The following is an 18,358-nucleotide window of genomic DNA, read 5'->3' as shown; positions in this document are numbered from 1 at the left end:
CATCCCCGAGCTACCGAGAGGCCCTGTCTTCATGCGCGCACAACGGGAAGATCACCCCAGCGGGAAACCTGTTCGACCCGCACGTTCCATGATCGGTTGAGATACAGCTTCTGAGCCTGTCGAGTCCGCTGGCTCGGGTGGCCAGGCCAGCCGCGATCTGGGCGGCCCTGCACGGCCCGCGCCAGCCGCCATCGCACAGCCCGCCGCCGCTGGGTCCGGTGAACCACCTCCACCCACACCACACGGCCCCAGCCCGCAACGACCCACCAGACAACCGCAGCGGGTGACACATGAGGTGAACACATGACACGACACGAGGTGACATCCGCGGCCAGCCGACGAGCACGGCCCAGACCAGCGACGATCTGGGCTGCGCTGGGAAGCATGTTTCTCGCGGTCCAGGCATGGGTCCTGGGCCGATGGGCGGCTGACGGAAACCTCCGCGTGACCTTCAATCCCGATGTCGACATCCCCCGTGTCCGTGCGGCCCTGGCCTGGATGGGCGCAGCGCTCGACATCACTCTGCTCGTCGTCATCACCGTTGTCGTCGTGAGAGGGTGCCGCCGAGCCGGCCTCATCACGTTCGACGCCGCCCTCTTCGCCGGCTACACCCTGAGCGCTTGGCAAGATCCGCTCTACGACTACTCCGGACCGTTCGCCCTGCACAGTCAATACGCACTCCACCTGCCTTCCTGGGGCCCCTACATCCCCGGCTGGCAGGGCCATTCCGACTCACACTTGAACATCGAGACGGCCATCGGCCTCGCCGGGGTCGGGGGCTTCGCGGCAATGATCGCGTGTGTATGGACCCAATGGTGGCTGATCGACCAGGTCGCACGACGACGACCGCGCTGGCGACGAGCCCGCATGCTGCCCCTCGGACTCCTGGCCGGGCTGGTCACGGTCTGCTTCTTCGAGGCGCTGGCCATCAGCACGGGAGCCTACGCATGGGCAGGCGCTGTCCGATCACTCTCGTTGTGGGGTGGCCACTGGTACCAATACCCGCTCTACGAATGCTTCGCGTGGACCGTGTTCCTCACCGTGGCTGCCATGACGCGGCACAACTGGCGCGCCCACGCCACAATCCCCCACATGTTCCGAGGGACGGAACCAGCGGTCAGCCGGGGCGACAACTGGACGCGGCTGCTGGCCGGCGTCGGCTTCGCGAACGTCGCCACCCTCGGCTACATGGCGGTCAACGCCACAGCCACACTCTTCGCGAACCCCGCGCCCGCCGACACGCCGGACTTCCTTTGGCCCCGGTGACAGCCGACGCTGAGACACCACCCTCGCCAGCCCAGCCCACCGCATACCGCTGCCCCGGGATCTACGGGTGAGCGGCCGCGCTTCTCCGGCCACAGGCGCGGGCCCCGGCCGGGGAAGCACGGCCTGAACCGCTCAGGGCCTGAGTACTCCGTCGAACTTCACCCAGTCGGACCAGCCGCGGCCGGGCGAGGTCTGCCAGCGGTGGAAGACGCCTCCGTCACCGTCGACGCCGAACAGTTCCACCCGCCCATCGTTATTGGTCTCGGCGGCAACCTCGCCCAACCGGCCATCGAGCGGCAGCCACCCGCCCCAGCTGGTGCCACTGGGGGAGTTCTGCGTGCGGTGGTAGACGTTCCCGTTGTTGGTGCCGAACAGTTCCATTCGACCGTCCGCGTTACGAGCCGCAGCAATCGAGGTGAGTGCGCCGTCGAGCTTGTCCCAGCTCGTCCAAAGGCTGCTGCTGGGCTCGATCTGCCAACGGTGGAATACGCCCTTGGTACGGTCGACGCCGAACAGCTCCATACGTCCGTCAGCATTGGTCTCGGCGGCGACGGAGACCAGACCACCGTCAAACTTTTCCCAGCTCGACCAGTTGCTGCCACCGGGAGAGGTCTGCCAGCGGTGCCACACACCCCCGCTGCTGTCGGTGCCGAACAGGTGCATGGTGCCCGCGTTACGAGTCGCGGCAACTGACGTCAGTGCGCCGTCGAGCTTGTCCCAACTCGACCAGACACCGCTGTTGGCGTAGGTCTGCGAGCGGTGCCACACGCCCCCGGTGCGATCGACGCCGAACAGCTCCATACGTCCGTCGGCATTGGTCTCGGCGGCGACGGAGACCAGACCACCGTCAAACTTTTCCCAGCTCGACCAGCCACCACCGGCATAAGTCTGCCAGCGGTGCCACACACCTCCGCTGCTGTCAGTGCCAAACAGCTCCAGCCGTCCGTCCGCGTTGCGAGCCGCGGCAATCGAGGAGCCCAGGAAGTCGGCACTGCGCTGAGGCTCGGCCGTGGCGACGCCCGGCACCGCGACCAGTAACGCGCTAACCACCGCCGAGGCCAACAGACTTGCTCTGAGAGTCCTGATCAGCTGACCAAGACGCCTGGTCTCTTTTCCTGATTTATTCCACATGTGAATTTCCCTCCCCTATGAGGCGTGGGTGACCGATGAGAATCGTGGCTCGGGCGGGAGCAAGTCGTCCAGCGGCGCTCCCGCTCAGCAGGCCAGGACAGCTCCCGGAGGGTCTTTCCCAGCCACACAGCAGCCTGCATGTTCTGCCTGGTCACGGACCGCAAGAGGAGCATGACGACAGGCGTGGCGACTCCGCGAACGCTCCGGCACTGCCAGCCAGACGATCACCTGACCTGCAGGCGTTCACGTGCACACCGCATCGATAGGCGTCGGCACCTCACCGCCCGCCTCGCCTGCTGGCACAGCCACACTCCGCCGGAATACGGCAAGTTTCACATCCCTCCCCGTCAGCGCTCGTCGCGGTAGTCCGTGCTGCGCAGCGGCTTGTACACGACGCGCTTGCACTCGTGCACGAAGGCGCGGACCGCGGCGAGATCGTTGGTGAGCAGGGTCGGCGGCACGTCGAACCCGCATCCCGCAGCAGCCGCCAGCTGCGCCGGCTTGTACTCGGCATCGCGGTTGCGCCAGGGGGGGTTGACGTAGTGTGCGCCGGGCAGTGACGCCAGGATGCCGCCCAGTCCATAGCGGGCTTCCTCGGCACACCAGCGTGCCTGCGGTTCCGGAACGCCTTCGGACACGGCATAGGCCTGGGGTCTCCGCCAGTACACCCGCCCGGATCTGGTCCAGGGCGGCGGTTCGGGTTGCCGTCTGCAGGACCCCGGCCAGGCCCAGACTGTCCAGGCGGGCGCGGACGTTCACGGTGTCGGGGAAGTCGGCCGAATCGAGCCGGATCACCGGCACCCGGCGCCAGGTTGAGCTCGTCGATCACCAAGTCCGCGGTCGCGTCATCCACCCGGGAGACCACCGCGACGGGCCGCGCCGCGGTCAATCGGCGTCGCCTTCCTGGTCACTGCCCTGGTCCGGGGTGCCGTCCAGGCTCGTCTTGGTGGTCGTCTCCTTCGAGGTCTCCGAGCACTTGTGCCGGTCCACCACCGGCACCTCGCTCCCGTCCGGGCCCAGCCACCGGCCTGTCTGCCGCTCTGGATCAAGAAGCACCTCGGCTGCCGGCAGCGTCACGACATCCGGGAACGGCCTCATCCTCGACAACCCCCACGGCGCCATCCGCCCGCGCATCCCTACCCCCTGCTGTTCGCCTCGGCGCTCAGAGTGACGCTCCCGCGATCCTCTCGGAAGACAGCGTCCGTACCGGGCACCCCAGCGGGGTCGCGATCGCGCCTTCGAAGGGCCTCGAACGCCACACTGGACTGGAGACTGGAACCTCCGCGCGGTCCGAAGTGCGCGTCCCGCCCAGTCCCCCACTGGCTCAACTCAGGCCAGGAGCGTAGGGCGTCGCGCCGCGCACCGTGCCACGTACGCTGCGAGGTGGTCCGATCTGAAGGCACTCGCGTCTGTCAATGGCCATCTCATGCTCCCCGTCGGCGGCCGTTTGGTTTCCCCGTCTGTGGCCGTCGAGTGCTCCCCGCTGGCGGTCATTTAAACTCCCCGCCCGAGGGTTGGTTGAGCTCAGCTGAAGGGCCTCACCCCCTGCCCGCTGGTGGCTTGGGTGAGCCGATAACTGTCACCCTGGGTGACGACGATGTGGGCGTGGTGCATGAGACGGTCGACGGTGGCCGTGGCGAGTGTCTTGGGCATGATCTCGTCGAAGCCAGAGGGGTGCAGGTTGCTGGAGACCGCAATGGAGAGGGCAACCGCCGCGGAGCACGGTTGCCCGTCGCCGAAGTGCCGAGGCGTCAGCTCACGGTCTCACAGGCGCCCTGGCGGGAGGTGTAGGTGAAGGACGTGGCGCAGTAGTACCCGCGCGCCACGTTGTAGTCGAAGTTCACGACAAAGCTGTACCAGCCGCCGCTCTCGTAGAAGTTGCCCGTCTGAGCGATCACGCCCGAGGGACCGTTGATCTGCATGTTCACCGTGCCGGCGCTGGGGAAGTGCGTCTTGTTCTCGATGTAGTAGACGAACGTCCCGCTCCCGTTGATGTTGATGCAGACCTCGAAGCTGCCACCCGCGCAGCCGGACGCGGAGAAGGGCTGGACCTCCGCAGCGGAGTGCCGGTAGATGTCGACCGTACCCTGCGCCGTCTTGACCTCCTTGACCAGCACCGCACCCGCGGGAGCAGCCGCGGAGTGAGCCGGCGTCACGCTGCTGACTCTCGCCGCGTCGGCAGCCGCGGCCCCCGTCGCACCGACCGTCCCCACCAGGGCCATGGCGGCCGCCGTCGCCGTCACCGCGGTCAACGCCCACGTCTTCGGCATGAACCTCTTCGTCATCTGATCCCCGTTTCTTTTCGTTGTGTGGGAACAGCTCGATACCGCACGGTGACGCTATGGACATGCGTCCTTGAGTCGTCCTAGATTCGCACTACTGCACGGTCAGTCGGGGTGGCGTCACGTTTCACGTACCGGGGGGGGTACATGAGATTCGGGGTGCTGGGGCCGTTACACGCCCAGATCACCGGGCGCGAGGTCCGGCTCGACGGGCCGCGGCAGGCCAAGATGCTGGCAGCCCTTCTGATCGACGCCAACACGAGCGTTGCCGTGGAACGGCTCGTCGCCGTGATGTGGGACCAGAAAGCGCCCGCCACCGCTGTCCGTCAGGTCCAGGACGCCCTCTCCGGGCTGCGGCGCAACCTCAGCGCCTGCGGAGCGCCCGGCTCCCTGATCAGCACCCGGCGCGCCGGCTACGAGATCCACCTGGCCCCGGATCAGCTCGACCTGCTGGAGTTCGACCACGAGCGGCGCCTCGCCGAACGGCACACGGCCCCGTTCGAGACGGCTGCCGCGCTGCGGCGGGCGCTGGCCTGCTGGCGCGGGAACGCCCTGGCCGACATCTCCAGCCGGGTCCTGGAGGCCGACGCAACACGACTCAACGTGCAACGCGCGGCCACGCACAAGCAGTGCCTGGCCGTCGAACTCGGCCTGGGGCGGCATCGCGAGGTCATCGAGGAGCTCACCGCTCTGCTGGGCGAGCACCCCTATGACGAGCAGGTCGCCGAACACCTGATCGTCGCTCTCTACCGGTGCCGGAGACAGGGCGAGGCGCTGCAGGTGTACGAACGGCTGCGCCGGACACTGGCCGACGAACTCGGCGTCGACCCCACCCCGCCGCTGCAGGCACTGCACCAGCGCATCCTCACCGCGGATCCCGCCCTGGCGGCTCCGGTCCCGGTCAACGCACTCCCAGACACCCCACCGCAAAGCCCTGACGTGGCAGCCGCCGGGCCTGCCATGGCGATGCCCGTGCGTCAGCTGCCGCTCGATGTCGCCGACTTCGTGGGCCGGGCCGAGGCGCTGGCCGAGCTCGCCCGGTTGCTCGACGGGTCGGCGTCGGACCGGGCCCGGGTGGCCGTTGTCGTGGGCGGCCCCGGTGTCGGCAAGTCCTGCCTGGTGACGCACGCCGCGCGGCTGGCGAGCGCCCACTTCCCCGACGGCCAGCTCTACCTCAACCTCGCGGCAACATCGCACGAGCCACGGGACCCGGGGCTGATGCTGGCCGAGGCACTGCGCGCGCTCTCGATCACCGGCAGCGCGATCCCGAAGGGCCTGGCCGAGCGGTCTGCGCTCTACCGGTCGCTGCTGGCGGACCGTCGCATGCTGGTGGTGCTGGACGATGCCGGTCACGCCGATCAGGTCCTGCCCCTGCTGCCCGCCGCCCACGGCTGTGCCGTGTTGATCACCAGCCGCACTCTGCTGACGCAGCTTCCCGGCGCTCAGCACATCGACCTGGACGTACTGAGCCCGGCAGAGGCACGGGAGTTGTTCACGGGAATCGTCGGGCGGCGGGCCGAGCGGGAACCGGCGGAGGCCGACGCAATCCTCAACTGCTGCGGCAACCTGCCGCTGGCCATCCGGATCGCCAGCGGCAAACTCACGGGCCGCCCTGCTTGGTCACTGCGCGTACTGCGGGAACGGATCGAAGACGAGTCCCGCAGGCTGGCCGAGCTGAGGATAGGGGACCTCAGCGTACGCGCCAGCGTCGAACTGAGCCTACGGCTGCTGCCCGCCGACGCGGTGCGCGCGCTGAGCCTGCTGGGTCTGCTCGGCGCCCACACCCTGCCCGGCTGGGTGGTCGGCCCGCTGCTGGACCGCTCGGACGGCGACGAAGTACTGGACACCCTCGTCGACGCCAGCCTGGTCCGGCTGACCGCCACCGACGCCATCGGCCAGCCGCGCTACCGGCTGCACGACCTGATCAGGACCTGTGCCGTAGAGAGCGCCGCCCCGCTGCCCACGGCGGACAAGCGGGACGCGATCATCCGAGTCCTGTCCGTCTGGCTCGACCTGGTCGAGCGCGGCACCGACCGGCTGCCGACAGCCGGACTGCTGGCAGCCGCGCCCGGTCCGGCACCGCGCCGGTCGCTGCCCGGGGCGGTCGTGGACCGGCTGATGGCCGATGCGTTCGGCTGGTTCGACGCGGAACGCAACAACCTGCTCGGCGCGGTGAAACTGGCCGTGGACTGGGGTCTGGACGAACTGGCCTGGGAACTGGCAGCCGGCACGGCAACCTACTACGACCACCGGTGCCTGTATCAGGACTGGCAGCACGGGCACCAGCTCGCGTTGGAGGCGACCGAGTCCGCCGGCAACGCGCGCGGCTCATCGGTGCTGCTTCGCGGTCTTGGCCAGCTGCACATCTACCAGGACGAGTTCGACCGGGCCACCCGGGCTCTGGAATCCTCCCTCGGGCTGTGCCAGAGCGGCGGCGACAAACGTGGCGAGGCGCTGTCGGTGGCGATGCTCGGTACGGTCAGCCGGGTGCAGGGCCGTGACGACGAAGCACTCGAACGTGTAGAGCACGCGCTGGACATCGCGATCGCTGAGGGCGACCGGCACACCGAAGCGCAGCTGTCCTGCTCCCTGGCCGTACTGAAGCTCATGCAGGGCAAAACCGACGAAGCGGAGTCCTGGTTCCGCAGGGCCCTGAGCCAGGCCAGCGCCCTGGGCGACAGGCATCGCGTGGCAGTCGTGCTGCGGCGGTTCAGCCGGCTGCACGACCGGCGCGGTGATCCGGACGAGGCACTGCGCTGCCTGTGGCAAGCGGCGGCCACCTTCGAGGAACTGGCCGACGAGCGGTGCGTTGCCTACACGCTGCTGGAAGTCGGCCGCGTGTACGCAGGCCAAAACGACCGGCACCGGGCAAGCCCGGCACTGGAACGCGCGGCGGGCCTCTTCCACCGGCACGGCGACCGCCAAGACGAGGCCACGTGCTGGCAACTGATCGGCGACCTGGACGCCGCCGCCGGAATCCACCACATGGCCCGCCAACACCGAGAGCGGGCACTGCAGCTGTGGCGGACAATCGGCGACATCAACCAGACGAGCGCTCCAGCGCGACCGTCATCGCCTTGAGGTGAGACCCCCAAGAATGCGGAAAAGGCAGTCACTTGACCCGTCTCTCTGGGGGCGGATTCCGCCGCGCACGCATGCGCGATACATCCGCCCGGTTCACGGACCATCTCGTCAGCTCGACCGGCGGTAGCGGCAGAGGCGGAACTCGCCCCTCTCCCACCCCGTGCGCATACATGCCGTAACCCGGACTCATTCGAACGGACCAGTGTCCGCGGCCGGTCGAGACCGACACGCGAGCCTGCCCTGGCTTGATGCTGTCGGGGACCTTGGCGATGACGGCCGGCCATGCCCTCGCATCTCAGTCTCCAAGATCCCCGACCTCGTCACCCGCGATCAGCTCTGCGCCTCCTGGCGGCGTCCGATGGCGGCCGCATCGGGTATGACGAGCAGCTTGCCCGTGGTACGCCGTGCCTCCAGATCACTGTGGGCCCGGGCGGCCTCGGACAGTGCGTAGCGGCCCGTTATGGCGACCTCAAGCGCCTCGGAGCGCACCCACGCGAACACATCGGCGGCCCGTCGCAGGAGTTCGGACCGGTCGGCGATGAAGTCCCCGAGGCTGGGGCGGATCAGGGTCAGCGAACCGCCGTGGGCGAGCCGCATCGGATCAAACGGCGGGACGGCGCCACTTGCCGCGCCGAAGAGTACGAGATGGCCGCGAGGTCGCAGGCTGGCGAGGCTCGCGTCGAAAGTGTGCGCGCCGACGCCGTCGAAGACAACCGGCAGTCCCTGGCCGCCGTTGAGCCGCCTCACCTCGGCTGCGAGGTCGTCGACCGCGGAGGAAAGGATCACCTCGGCGGCCCCGGCGCGCTTCGCCAGCTGGGCCTTCGCCGTGGTCGACGTGGTGCCGATCACCCTGCCGCCGAGATGGGTGATGAGCTGGGTCAAAAGCAGCCCCATGCCGCCGGCAGCCGCATGCACGAGCACCGTGTCGCCCCGCTGAACCGGGTAGGCGTCCTTGACGAGATAGTGCGCGGTCATACCTTGCAGGAGTACGGCGGCGGCGGTCTCGAAGCCGATGTCGTCGGGCAGCGGCACCAGCCGGGAGGAGTCCACGACGGCCCGCTCGGCATACGTGCCGGGAATCTCCACCCAGCCGACCCGGTCCCCCACGGCGACGTCAGTGACGCCGGGACCGACTTCGACGACCGTGCCGGCGCCCTCAGCGCCCGGGGTGAAGGGCAGCGGGAGGCTGTAGCGGCCTTCGCGGTGGTAGACGTCGAGGAAGTTGACCCCGGATGCGGCGACCTCCACGACCGCCTCGCCCGGACCCGGCCGCGGCTGGTCCACCTCGGCCTCCTGCAGCACCCCGGGACCGCCCACTTCGTACACCTGAATCGCTCGCATGACTCTCCGATAACGGCTCATCCCCCACCAACCCCGTTGATGGCGATTAACAACTCATCCCCCACCAACTCCGTTGACGGCGATCCGATTCCCGGCAAGCAGACCAGCCCGGCGCCCCCGCCGAGAGCTGAGACGCCTGCTCTGCACCCGGGTCTGAGACAGGAGACCGAGGCCGTCAAGGGGCGATGCATGCACCGCCCGCCGCTTCCACACCGCCGTACAGCCACCCACCCGGACCGCCGCAGCCTCCGGCAGTTCCACTGCGCGGCGCACGAAATCGACCACCGCCTCCGGATCCCCCTCTGGCCTCGGGAACCAGCCCATCCACTGGTACGACTTCAACGCCAGCAGCTGACCACCAGCCCACACCCGGCCTGTCTCCCGATTCGGCGCACCCAGGTTGACGAGCTGTACACCAGTCCCTTGCGTCCCTTTGTCGCCCGGCCGATCCCTCCCCGCGACCGGATCCCAGGCCGTCATACCGGCGGGTGACGGTGCGTCCACACCGCGCACCCGTCGGCATTGATCTCAGCAGCGACTGAGGTCAGGGCTCCGTCGAACTTGTACCAGTCAGTCCAGCCGCTGTCCGAGAAAGTCCACTGCCGGCGATGCCACACGCCGCCGGTTCTGTCGGTGCCGAACACTGTCAGTTGACCGTCCCCGTTGCGGGCTGCGGCAATCGAGGAACCGGAGGCGGCGGCAATGTGCTGGGGCGCGGCCGTGGCCGCACCCGGTGCCGCGCCCACAAGTGCTCCAACCGCCGTAACAGTCAACAGACTTGCCCGCAGAACCGACCAGCCGGCCAATCAGCCTGTACCCATTTCTTGATCTTCCGCGCATGCGAATGCCCTTTCACCGTCAGGGTGCGTGAACGATCCAGGCATGGCCGTCCGGGCCGAGACGTAGCGTCCAGCAGCTGGTCCGCTGAGTGGAACGGATCGGCTCAATTCAGACCTGGCTATATCGGTGTCGTAGGTAGGCTTCCGCGCCCCGTGCCTACCGATCGCCGGACCGGCGGGACGCGCACCCCGCTCGCCATCACTCCTCCAGCCCCATGGCGCAGCACTGGACCGAGGCCACCTGGCCGTCGCCCGCACGTGAGGGTTCGGACCACCACCCTGTCGTGGATACCGAGGACGGTGTGGTGTGCCCTCCTGGCACGAAGGAAAGAAATCATCGCGAATGGCCGCATGCCTGCACTCTTGGACGGTTTAGCGGGGTGAGACCATGGCGTACCTCTTGGGACAAAGCCGCTGGCCAGGGGGGCTGCTCCTGTGGCAGTGTCCCGGTCGTGAACGAGATAGACAGCATTGTGATCACCACCCTCGATGAGCGTCCGTCGTTGCTTTCCCGTATTTACGAGATCGCTGAGACGTGGCCGGCCTTCATACCGCACGATCAGGTAGGGGAAGCCTTGCTGGGCCGGGTGGCGCAGGAGTTCCCTCGGTACTGCGTGGTGGCAACGGATGGTGACCGTGTCGTGGCCCGCGGGCTGAGCGTGCCGTTCAACGCAGAGCTCGACGGCCGTGAGGAGATGCCGGACAAGGGCTGGGACCAGGTACTCGTCTGGGCGTTCCGCGACCAGCGCCATGGGCACTCACCGACAACAGCCAGTGCTCTGGAGATCACGGTGGACACCGACTATCTCGGCCGCGGCCTGTCCTACCGCATGCTGGCCGCGCTGCGGGACGCCGTCGGGCGACAGGGCCACAACGTGCTGTTGGCCCCGGTCCGTCCCACAGCCAAGTACCGCGAACCGCGCGTCACCATGACCGACTACATCCGGCGACAGGGCGACGACGGATTTCCGACCGACCCCTGGCTCCGAGTGCACGTCAAGGCCGGTGGCAGCATCCAGAAGATCGCCCCGGCATCGATGACGGTCAGCGGCTCACTGTCCCAGTGGCGCCAGTGGACCGGCCTGCCCTTCACCAGCAGCGGCGACATCGACGTGCCAGGCGCTCTCGTCCCGGTGCACTGCGACACCGCACATGACCAAGCCGTCTATGTCGAGCCCAATGTATGGATCCGGCACGACGTGAAGCCGCCCACCAGCTGACCACACCGTTCGCCGAGACAAAGCATCATCTCAGCGGTTGACTTCGAGGTTCGTCAGGACGAGCAGGGCCCGCAGGAACTGGGGAGCGCGGGCCGAATCGGCGCGGAGCTTGGTGAGGATCCCGCGCCCCAACCCATCGGCGATCACCGGCACCCGCAGCCCAGACCAGCTCAACTACACCATCCGGGCCCGGACCGCCGGACCACGTGGAGCCCTCCGCGCCCCGACCAGCCGATTCACCCTCTTTCGCTCTGCCTCGTCGTGGCTGGGCCGCGCCCACAACACCATCGTCCAGCGCCCACCCCGAGCACCTGCGCCGCCCTGCTACCAGCACTCTTACCCACTCAAACAGGAACGCAGCATGAGGGCGTGTCCGACGGGTTCAGCGGGCCGTCAATGCTCCTCGCGGCGCCGTCGTGCGCGGGCGAGCATGGTCAGGGTGGTGCCGAGGGCGACCGCCGCACCCGCCGCGACGGGCCAGGGGCCGGTGCCGCCGCCGGTGTCGGCCAGCCTGCCGTCCGCCGCGGGCTCCGGCGAGGCGGTCCCCGCCGGGTCGGTGGCCGGATCGGGGGTCGGGTCCGCGCCTCCGGGACCCGGGGCCGGCTTCCCGCCAAGGCCGGGAGTGGGGTCGGGCTTCGGCTCCGGGTCCGGCGTCGGCGTCGGGGTGGGATTCGGGTCCGCGGTGGGCTTCGGGTCCGGCGTCGGTTCGGGGTCCGGCGTCGGCTCCGGGCCGGCCGAGCGGTAGATCTCGGACGGGGTCCACCCGGCGCCCTCAGCGTCGCCGTACTCCTCGTTCACCCCCGCGCCGAAGGAGTAGAACTGCGACGGAGTGTCCGCCGTAAACTTCATGCGCAGCGGGAAGTCGTTCCTCCCGGGGCGGATCGGATGCCCGCGCAGGGCCGGATCCGAGTTGACGAGCTGCGGCGGTTGTGGCGGGCTGAACGTCTGCTCCCGCCACACCCCGTCGACCTTCATCTCGATCCTCACCTGGTCCAGTTGCAGGCCGGGGTACTCATCGTCGAACTGCCACCACAGCATGAGGATCAGGTCCCGCAGCACCTCCTTCCCGGTGTTGTCCAGGGTGAGCGTGAACTCCTGCCACTCGCCGCCCGCGAGGAACCGTTTCGGTAGTCCGCTCACGCTGGGGACCACCAGCACGCGCTGTGCCTTGCGCTCCTCCGTCGCGTCGGGAGCGGACACGGCGGGCGGACGGGATTCGTCCGCCGCCGCGGGGGCGGACGGCCAGGTGGCCGGGGACAGGACCGAGACGACCGCGAGGGCCGCGATACGCGTGGATTTCAAGAGAATCGTCGCTTCACTGAATGGGCGGACGGGACGATTCCACCTTGGCGCGACAGATCGTTACCGGGTACCCGGTAACGACTGATCACCCCATCAACAGCGTTTATGACCCACAAGCAGCCGAGAAACCCCGGCCGGTGTCGTTCTTGCCGGCCGCGCGCCGCAGGTAGCGCAACGCCCCTTCGTCGCCTTCGACAGCGGGCGGACACGTGCATTCACTCCAAAGCGGGCTCGTCACCGAACTGCAAGGCACCAGCCTGCGCCTGCGCCATGTGCGCCCGGTTACTTGGGAGCCCTCGGGACGGTCCGTTCGTAGATGGTCCCGCCAGGTATGTACCAGCCAGCCTTCTTACGGACGGCCGGACTCGAATCCCGCGTGTGGGACGCCTCCAGGGCGGCGACGGCGCGGACGTCGGTGTGGGCGAACTTGCCGACGAGTTCGGCGGCCATGCTCCGCACATGCGGATCCGGATCAGAGTCCAGATGACGCAGTGCAGGATCGAGGACCCGGTCCGCGCCGGGCGCGCACGTGTCGCCCTTGCACCGGTCGCAGGCCAGGGCATGGAAGGCGGAGATCCTGACCCGGGCGTCGGGGTCATCAGCCATGACGATGAGCTCGTCCATGGAATCCGTGTCGACCAGGTGATCGAGAAGTCGGCAGCAGCCCTCCCGGACTGCCGGATGCTCGTGGTGCAGGCCGGCACGGATGGCATTCAACGCGTTCTCGCCGCGCCGCAACAAAGCGTGGTACGCCGCGACCGCACGCTGGCGGTCACCTAAACAGGAGACGAGGGTCTCGTTGTCGGTCTGAGCGAATCCGAGCATGGTCCTCAGTCTCGCGGCACGCCGGAAAGCCCGGCAAAGGGTTTTCCCATCTTCCTGGGAGGCGCCCCGCACTCGCCGCCCCGCGTGCAGATCCTGCAAGCCGCTTGCCGTCACGCTGTGTTGCTGGTCGTCTGGGGGTGCGAGGGCGCGCATCAGGGTGTGCGCCGAGCCGACGATCTGATCTGATCTGATCATGGGAGGGTGTCATGGGCGGCAGTCGTGGAGACAGCGACGGGCAGGTGGGCGGGGACTCGTCGAGTCCGGGCGACCCGGGCAATCCGATGCCGCCGCAGGGGCCGGACCCGGAGCCAGAAGATGACTGACACCGCGGCGATCAACCTCGCGGCGTTCGCCGCCGAGCTGCGCGCGCAGTGCGCCGCCGAGATCGACGCCCGTACAGAGGGGCACTTCAACGGGCGGCCGTGGCTGCGCGAGGCATTCCTGACGGTGCCCCGTGAACACTTCGTTCCCGACCAGTACTGGTGGCCCAACCCCCGCGACGACGGCCTTCACTATGTGATCGACCGTCGGGAGCGGCCCCGGGCCTGGCTGCGGGGGGTCTACCGGCCGCGCACTTCGCTGATCACGCAGGTCGCCGACGGGGCGGTGCGCCCGCAGGACGGGCCCACCGACGCACCGTTCACCAGCGCGGTGTCCTGCTCCGCCGCCGTCGTGGACATGCTCCACCACCTCGACCCCCACCCCGCCGACCAGGTGCTGGAGATCGGCACCGGCTCCGGCTACAGCACCGCCCTCCTGGCCCAGCGCGTCCCCGCCGAGAACATCGTCACCATGGAGATCGACACAGAGCTCGCTGATCGGGCGCGCGCCTCACTCGCCGGCCTCGGGCTGCGGCCGGCCGTAGTGGCGGGCGACGGAGAACTGGGTTACCCGCATCGTGCTCCCTACACACGGATCATCTGCACGGCCGCCGTCCGCGAGGTCCCCCGCGCATGGCTCGACCAGGCCGCACCCGGCGCGGTCGTCATCACCCCGCTGTACGGGCCCTTCGGCCACGACGCCCTGCTCCGCCTGATCGCGGACGGACAGGGCGGCGGCGACGGCCGTCTCGTCACCGGCGTCGCTTTCATGAAGGTCCGCGGCCAGCGCGCCGAGCGGTCGTTCGAGGAGCTGGGCTGGCCCACCGTCACCGGGCCTTGGCCGCGGTACGTGGACGCCGACTACCACGTCACGGTGCGGAACGGGCGACAGAAGATTCAGATCGTGTGAGCTGTGGTCCCCTCCTCCGGGTAGACGCCCTGTTCGGGGCGGGACAGCTCGCGGTGGCCGTGCCCGGTGGACGGTGCCGCAGGAGTGCAGGTTGCAGTCGATCAGCGGGGCCGGTTCGACCGGTGTCTGCAGGCGCTCGTCAAGGTTCAGACCGAGTTCGTCGAGGAAGGTCAGGTCGGGGCGGAAGCCGGTGAGCGCGATGACCTCGTCGACCGTATCGAGGCGGGGGGCACTCCTCGGCGACCAGGACCAGGCGGCCGTCTGTGTCCCGCTCACGCCTGTACGGGGTGGGTCGCAGTCCAACGCCGCGTCAGCTGTGGCAGTCGGACTTGTCCTGCGCCAGCGGCAGTGCCGCACCCCGCGTGGCGTCGGGACCGTCGCTGCCTTGCGTCGGCGACGGATGCCCCCGCATGTCATGGCGTCCTGATTCCGCCGGGGCCGTGGGGTGAATACGGACGGACCCGGGACTCGCAGACTGCGGTCGCTTACCTCGCTCCGGCGCATGCCTGCGCCTCTGCCAGGTATCGCGCCACTGGGCCCAGGGTCAGCATTCCGCTCGTGGCCCCCGCATGTTCTGCATCTGCTTCCCGCAGAGCAGCCGCAGCATGCGCGGCGATTCCGCGCTCGCCGAGGAGTACGGCGGCGCGGGCGGTCAGGCACCACATGGCTTCCTGCATGTGGTCATGGGGTGGTTCGGGCACCTCAGCGAGGGCTGTGCGGGCCTGCTCACCCCGCCCCTGGGCGAGCAGCACGAGGGGACGTGTCCAGAATCCGTAGGGGCCCCAGTCGAGGTGAGGGTCGGTGGGCGCGGGCCGGTCGTGCAGCAGGCGCAGTCCCAGCAGGGCGAGCGGGAACAGGCCGCGGTGCAGCCCTGGCATTCCGGCCGTCCGGAGGCTGTCCTCGGCTGTGCGGTAGTGGGCTGCTGCCGTGGCCGCGCTCGGTCCGCCCGGTTCGGTGCTGCGGGCGGCTGTGGCGCGGGCCCTGAACCATCGGGTGAGGACGGGGACGAGGGGCGCCTCGGTGGTGGCGGCGAGCTGATCGGCGGCATCGGCGTGCGAGCTTGCGTCGTGGAGGTCTCCGAGGGCCGAGGCGGATTGCAGGCGGATCAGTCGGCCGAGTACGGCGAAGTTCGGCAGGTCGTGCCGAGTGGCCAGGTCGAGGATCTCGGTGCCGGTCCTGTCCCGTGCCGCAGCGAGGCCGGGGCTGCCGAAGGACTGCAGGAACACCCCGTTGAGGGCGTAGGCCAGCAGGGCGGGATCGGGGAGGTTCCGTGCGAGCTCCTCGGCCTGACGTGCGGCCTGCCGCGCGTGCTCCAGTTCGGTTGTGGACAGATCGGCGCTTCGGCTTTCGATGGCGACCGTGGCCAGGAGGCGAGCGCGCAGGTCGGCGGGGCCGTCCGGGCCGAGTCCGGTGAGCGTGCGCTCCGCGGCAGCCACGACCGCGCGGGACTGCTCGGGGTCGTCGGCCCGGCTCCAGATGGCCGGCACGTCGTAGGCTCCGATGACCCGGGCGGTCAGGGAGAGGTCTCCGGTGCGTTGTGCCGCCTGGATGGCGGCGAGGCGGTCGCGCCGTGAGCGCAGGAGGGCATCGCCACCCGCCAGTGCGAGGGTGCGGGCCAGCTCCACGGTGGTGCGCGGGCCGAGCCTGACACCAGGGCCGGTCCATCCGGTACGTGCTCCTTCAGGGGGTGCGGCCCCGGTGAGGATCTCGGTTTCCAGGTGTTGGAGGCTGGCACTGGGGTCGAGCCCGAGCTGGTCGACGAGCATCGTGCGGGCGCGGCGGAGGCTGGCAAGCGCGTCGGCCTGGCGGCCCGCACGCAACAGCGCGCGGGCGAGCAGCTCCCAGGCCGGCTCGCGCCACGGGTGCTCGGTGACATGGGCACCCAGTTCGGCGACGAGATCCGTCCCTTCTCCGGAGTCGAGGAGGATGCGGGCGCGCAGTTCCGCCGCCTCCAGTCTCAATTCCTCCAGCCGGGTCCGCTCGCGCTGCGCCCAGGTGGAGCCGGTCACATCGGCGTAGGCCGGTCCGCGCCACGCCGTGAGTGCCGCACCGAGGTCGGTCACCGCCGCGGGGTTGCTCCGGGCTCGGGCGAGCGTGTCCTGGAAGTGATGGACATCCACGTTCTCGCGCTGAAGGCGCAGCACGTAGCCGGGGCCTTCGGTGACGATGACGGTCGGCGCAGTGCGGGGCGGCCGGTCGGGTTCGAGGGCGCGGCGCAGCGCGGCCACGAAGGTACGCAGAGCGCCGACGGCGCGGGCCGGCGGATCGGCCCACAGGTCGTTCACAAGAGTGTCGGTGGTGACCATCCGTCCCTCGGCCGCGACGAGCCGGGCGAGCACCTCACGATGGCGCGGTCCGCCCAGATCAACCGGGCTGCCATCGTCGTGGAGGGCCCGCACCACACCGAGCACGTCGATTCGCATGCACCCATCCTCCGTGCCAGGGGCCATCCGTGGCCAACCGTACTGATCGGTTGCTGATCGCTCTCGGCCACGCTGATCCGGTCAAGTTCCCGACCAGAAGAGGTGGTCCCGTATGACGCTCACGATTCCCGGCTTCGAGCAGGTTCGGCTGCCCGGTGCGGACGGTGTGGAGCTCGCCGCGGCCGTCGGCGGCAGCGGCAGCCCGGTGGTGCTGCTGCACGGTTTTCCCCAGACCCACCTGATGTGGCGACATGTCGCCGAGCGGCTCGCCGACAGGCACACGGTGATCTGTCCCGACCTGCGGGGCTACGGTGCCAGCGACAAGCCGGCGGCCACCGACCCCGATGTGTACGCCAAGCGCACCATGGCCGCCGACATCGTCACGCTGGCGGCGTCGCTCGGTCACGAGCGCTTTGCCCTCGTCGGCCACGATCGCGGGGCCCTGGTCGCCTTCCGCGCGGGGCTGGACCACCCGGAGACCATCACGCACCTGGGCATCCTCGACATCGTGCCGACGCTCGACATGTGGAACGTACTGCACGGCACCTCGGCGGCGGTCGGCTACCACCTCTATCTGATGGCGCAGCCGCCGGGCCTGCCGGAGGCGATGATCGCCGCCAGTGCGGACGCGTTCTTCGGCTCGTTCCTCGACGCCTGGGCCAACGATCCGACCACCGCGCCCGCAGATGTGCGTGCCGCATACCTGCGCGCGAGCGCCGCGGCAGTGACGTCGATCGTCGCGGACTACCGGGCCTCGGCGGACATCGACGTCACGCATGACCAGGCGGACCTGGAAGCCGGGTCGCAGCTGGCCATGCCCGTCACCGTCATACAGCAGGACTGGGGCGCGCAGCTCGGCTTCGACGCTGCCGGAGTGTGGAAGGCGTGGGCGCCGGATCTGGACCACCGGCTGACCCGCGCCGGGCATTTCATGGCCGAAGAGGCACCCGACGAGATCGCTGCCGCGATCCGTGACCTGCTGGCCCGCTGAGCCTCCCGCTCCCGCCTCGTCGGCTGAACCACGGTCGGTCGGCGAGGGCCAGGTCTTGGGACGCGCGGCATTCCTGCCTTGCGCTCGGTGCCCAGGCCGTGCCGCCCGACCTGCACGGGGCGCAACGAACGGCGCAACCATTTGGGTCCCGTACGTATCACACGCACTTGACCTCGTGAGGATGGCCAGTTCGCCATGACGGAATAGGTCCTTGCCCACGAACTTAGTTCGTGCTGAACTTCGGCAGTCGACATACCGGCTGATGACCGACAACACCGAGCAGAACTTCATGCCCAGCGCGCCGGGGCCGCGCGACGTCGTGACGTCGCAGAAAGCCCATTACGGTCGCCCGGTAGCCGACGCCACTTCGCCGCGCCGAGGCTCGAAGTTGCTGCTCCACACCATTCGGGAGTGGTTTTGAGAT

The 18,358-nt window shown here is 69.1% G+C and carries 15 protein-coding genes and 2 pseudogenes; 6 read left to right on the top strand and 11 right to left on the bottom strand.

Features of this window, described 5'->3' with window-relative positions; all coding sequences use genetic code 11:
- Positions 1–444: 444 nt before the first annotated feature.
- Complete coding sequence (locus AB5J87_RS36840) at positions 445–1,266, top strand: spirocyclase AveC family protein (RefSeq protein WP_369383112.1); 822 nt, start codon at positions 445–447, stop codon at positions 1,264–1,266.
- Between the two features lie 132 nt (positions 1,267–1,398).
- On the opposite strand, the gene AB5J87_RS36835 is transcribed toward AB5J87_RS36840, so the two are convergent.
- The 5 genes and pseudogenes from AB5J87_RS36835 to AB5J87_RS36815 all read right to left on the bottom strand — a co-directional run bounded on the left by AB5J87_RS36835 (position 1,399) and on the right by AB5J87_RS36815 (position 4,682).
- Positions 1,399–2,328, bottom strand: a complete 930-nt coding sequence (locus AB5J87_RS36835; RefSeq protein ID WP_369383111.1) for a tectonin domain-containing protein — start codon at positions 2,326–2,328, stop codon at positions 1,399–1,401.
- A 416-nt stretch (positions 2,329–2,744) separates the two neighbouring features.
- A complete protein-coding gene (locus tag AB5J87_RS36830; RefSeq protein ID WP_369383110.1) occupies positions 2,745–3,035 on the bottom strand; it encodes a hypothetical protein in 291 nt (96 codons plus the stop codon).
- 247 nt (positions 3,036–3,282) lie between these two features.
- On the bottom strand, positions 3,283–3,495 hold the full coding sequence (locus AB5J87_RS36825; protein ID WP_369383109.1) for a putative ATP-grasp-modified RiPP: 213 nt from the start codon (positions 3,493–3,495) through the stop codon (positions 3,283–3,285).
- Between the two features lie 426 nt (positions 3,496–3,921).
- Positions 3,922–4,098: pseudogene (locus AB5J87_RS36820) on the bottom strand (ATP-binding protein); the annotation flags it as partial.
- A gap of 50 nt (positions 4,099–4,148) precedes the next feature.
- A complete protein-coding gene (locus AB5J87_RS36815) occupies positions 4,149–4,682 on the bottom strand; it encodes a hypothetical protein (RefSeq protein ID WP_369383108.1) in 534 nt (177 codons plus the stop codon).
- Positions 4,683–4,838: 156 nt separating this feature from the next.
- Here AB5J87_RS36815 and AB5J87_RS36810 point away from each other — a divergent pair, with 156 nt between their 5' ends.
- On the top strand, positions 4,839–7,760 hold the full coding sequence (locus AB5J87_RS36810) for a BTAD domain-containing putative transcriptional regulator (RefSeq protein WP_369383107.1): 2,922 nt from the start codon (positions 4,839–4,841) through the stop codon (positions 7,758–7,760).
- Positions 7,761–8,093: 333 nt separating this feature from the next.
- On the opposite strand, the gene AB5J87_RS36805 is transcribed toward AB5J87_RS36810, so the two are convergent.
- Positions 8,094–9,125, bottom strand: coding sequence for a quinone oxidoreductase (locus AB5J87_RS36805; RefSeq protein ID WP_369383106.1), 1,032 nt, complete (start codon positions 9,123–9,125; stop codon positions 8,094–8,096).
- 1,270 nt (positions 9,126–10,395) lie between these two features.
- On the opposite strand from AB5J87_RS36805, the gene AB5J87_RS36800 reads away from it, so the two are divergent.
- The gene (locus AB5J87_RS36800) at positions 10,396–11,163 is read left to right on the top strand and encodes an N-acetyltransferase (protein ID WP_369383105.1); all 768 of its coding nucleotides are present in this window, start codon (positions 10,396–10,398) and stop codon (positions 11,161–11,163) included.
- Between the two features lie 30 nt (positions 11,164–11,193).
- Here the strand turns inward: AB5J87_RS36800 and AB5J87_RS36795 are convergent, their stop codons facing one another.
- From AB5J87_RS36795 to AB5J87_RS36785, 3 genes are all read right to left on the bottom strand, one after another.
- Positions 11,194–11,337 carry a hypothetical protein gene (locus tag AB5J87_RS36795; RefSeq protein ID WP_369383104.1) on the bottom strand — a complete coding sequence of 48 codons (144 nt, stop codon included), beginning with the start codon at positions 11,335–11,337 and terminating at the stop codon, positions 11,194–11,196.
- Positions 11,338–11,556: 219 nt separating this feature from the next.
- A complete protein-coding gene (locus tag AB5J87_RS36790) occupies positions 11,557–12,465 on the bottom strand; it encodes a hypothetical protein (RefSeq protein WP_369383103.1) in 909 nt (302 codons plus the stop codon).
- A 282-nt stretch (positions 12,466–12,747) separates the two neighbouring features.
- Complete coding sequence (locus AB5J87_RS36785) at positions 12,748–13,485, bottom strand: HEAT repeat domain-containing protein (protein ID WP_369383102.1); 738 nt, start codon at positions 13,483–13,485, stop codon at positions 12,748–12,750.
- Between the two features lie 120 nt (positions 13,486–13,605).
- On the opposite strand from AB5J87_RS36785, the gene AB5J87_RS36780 reads away from it, so the two are divergent.
- Positions 13,606–14,520, top strand: coding sequence for a methyltransferase domain-containing protein (locus AB5J87_RS36780; protein WP_369383101.1), 915 nt, complete (start codon positions 13,606–13,608; stop codon positions 14,518–14,520).
- A 20-nt stretch (positions 14,521–14,540) separates the two neighbouring features.
- Here AB5J87_RS36780 and AB5J87_RS36775 read toward each other — a convergent pair.
- Positions 14,541–14,794: pseudogene (locus AB5J87_RS36775) on the bottom strand (flavoprotein); the annotation flags it as partial.
- Between the two features lie 211 nt (positions 14,795–15,005).
- Positions 15,006–16,943 carry a BTAD domain-containing putative transcriptional regulator gene (locus tag AB5J87_RS36770; RefSeq protein ID WP_369383100.1) on the bottom strand — a complete coding sequence of 646 codons (1,938 nt, stop codon included), beginning with the start codon at positions 16,941–16,943 and terminating at the stop codon, positions 15,006–15,008.
- Positions 16,944–17,055: 112 nt separating this feature from the next.
- Between AB5J87_RS36770 and AB5J87_RS36765 the strand changes: the two genes are divergently transcribed.
- Together AB5J87_RS36765 and AB5J87_RS36760 are read left to right on the top strand one after the other, a co-directional pair.
- The gene (locus AB5J87_RS36765) at positions 17,056–17,934 is read left to right on the top strand and encodes an alpha/beta fold hydrolase (protein ID WP_369383099.1); all 879 of its coding nucleotides are present in this window, start codon (positions 17,056–17,058) and stop codon (positions 17,932–17,934) included.
- 262 nt (positions 17,935–18,196) lie between these two features.
- A complete protein-coding gene (locus tag AB5J87_RS36760) occupies positions 18,197–18,355 on the top strand; it encodes a hypothetical protein (RefSeq protein ID WP_369383098.1) in 159 nt (52 codons plus the stop codon).
- Positions 18,356–18,358: the final 3 nt, after the last annotated feature.

Origin of the sequence: Streptomyces sp. cg36 (assembly GCF_041080675.1) — a bacterium.
In the GTDB taxonomy this organism is placed as follows: Bacteria; Actinomycetota; Actinomycetes; order Streptomycetales; family Streptomycetaceae; genus Streptomyces.
Note: the sequence above shows the minus strand (reverse complement) of the source record. Positions and strands in the feature narration are given on the sequence as shown.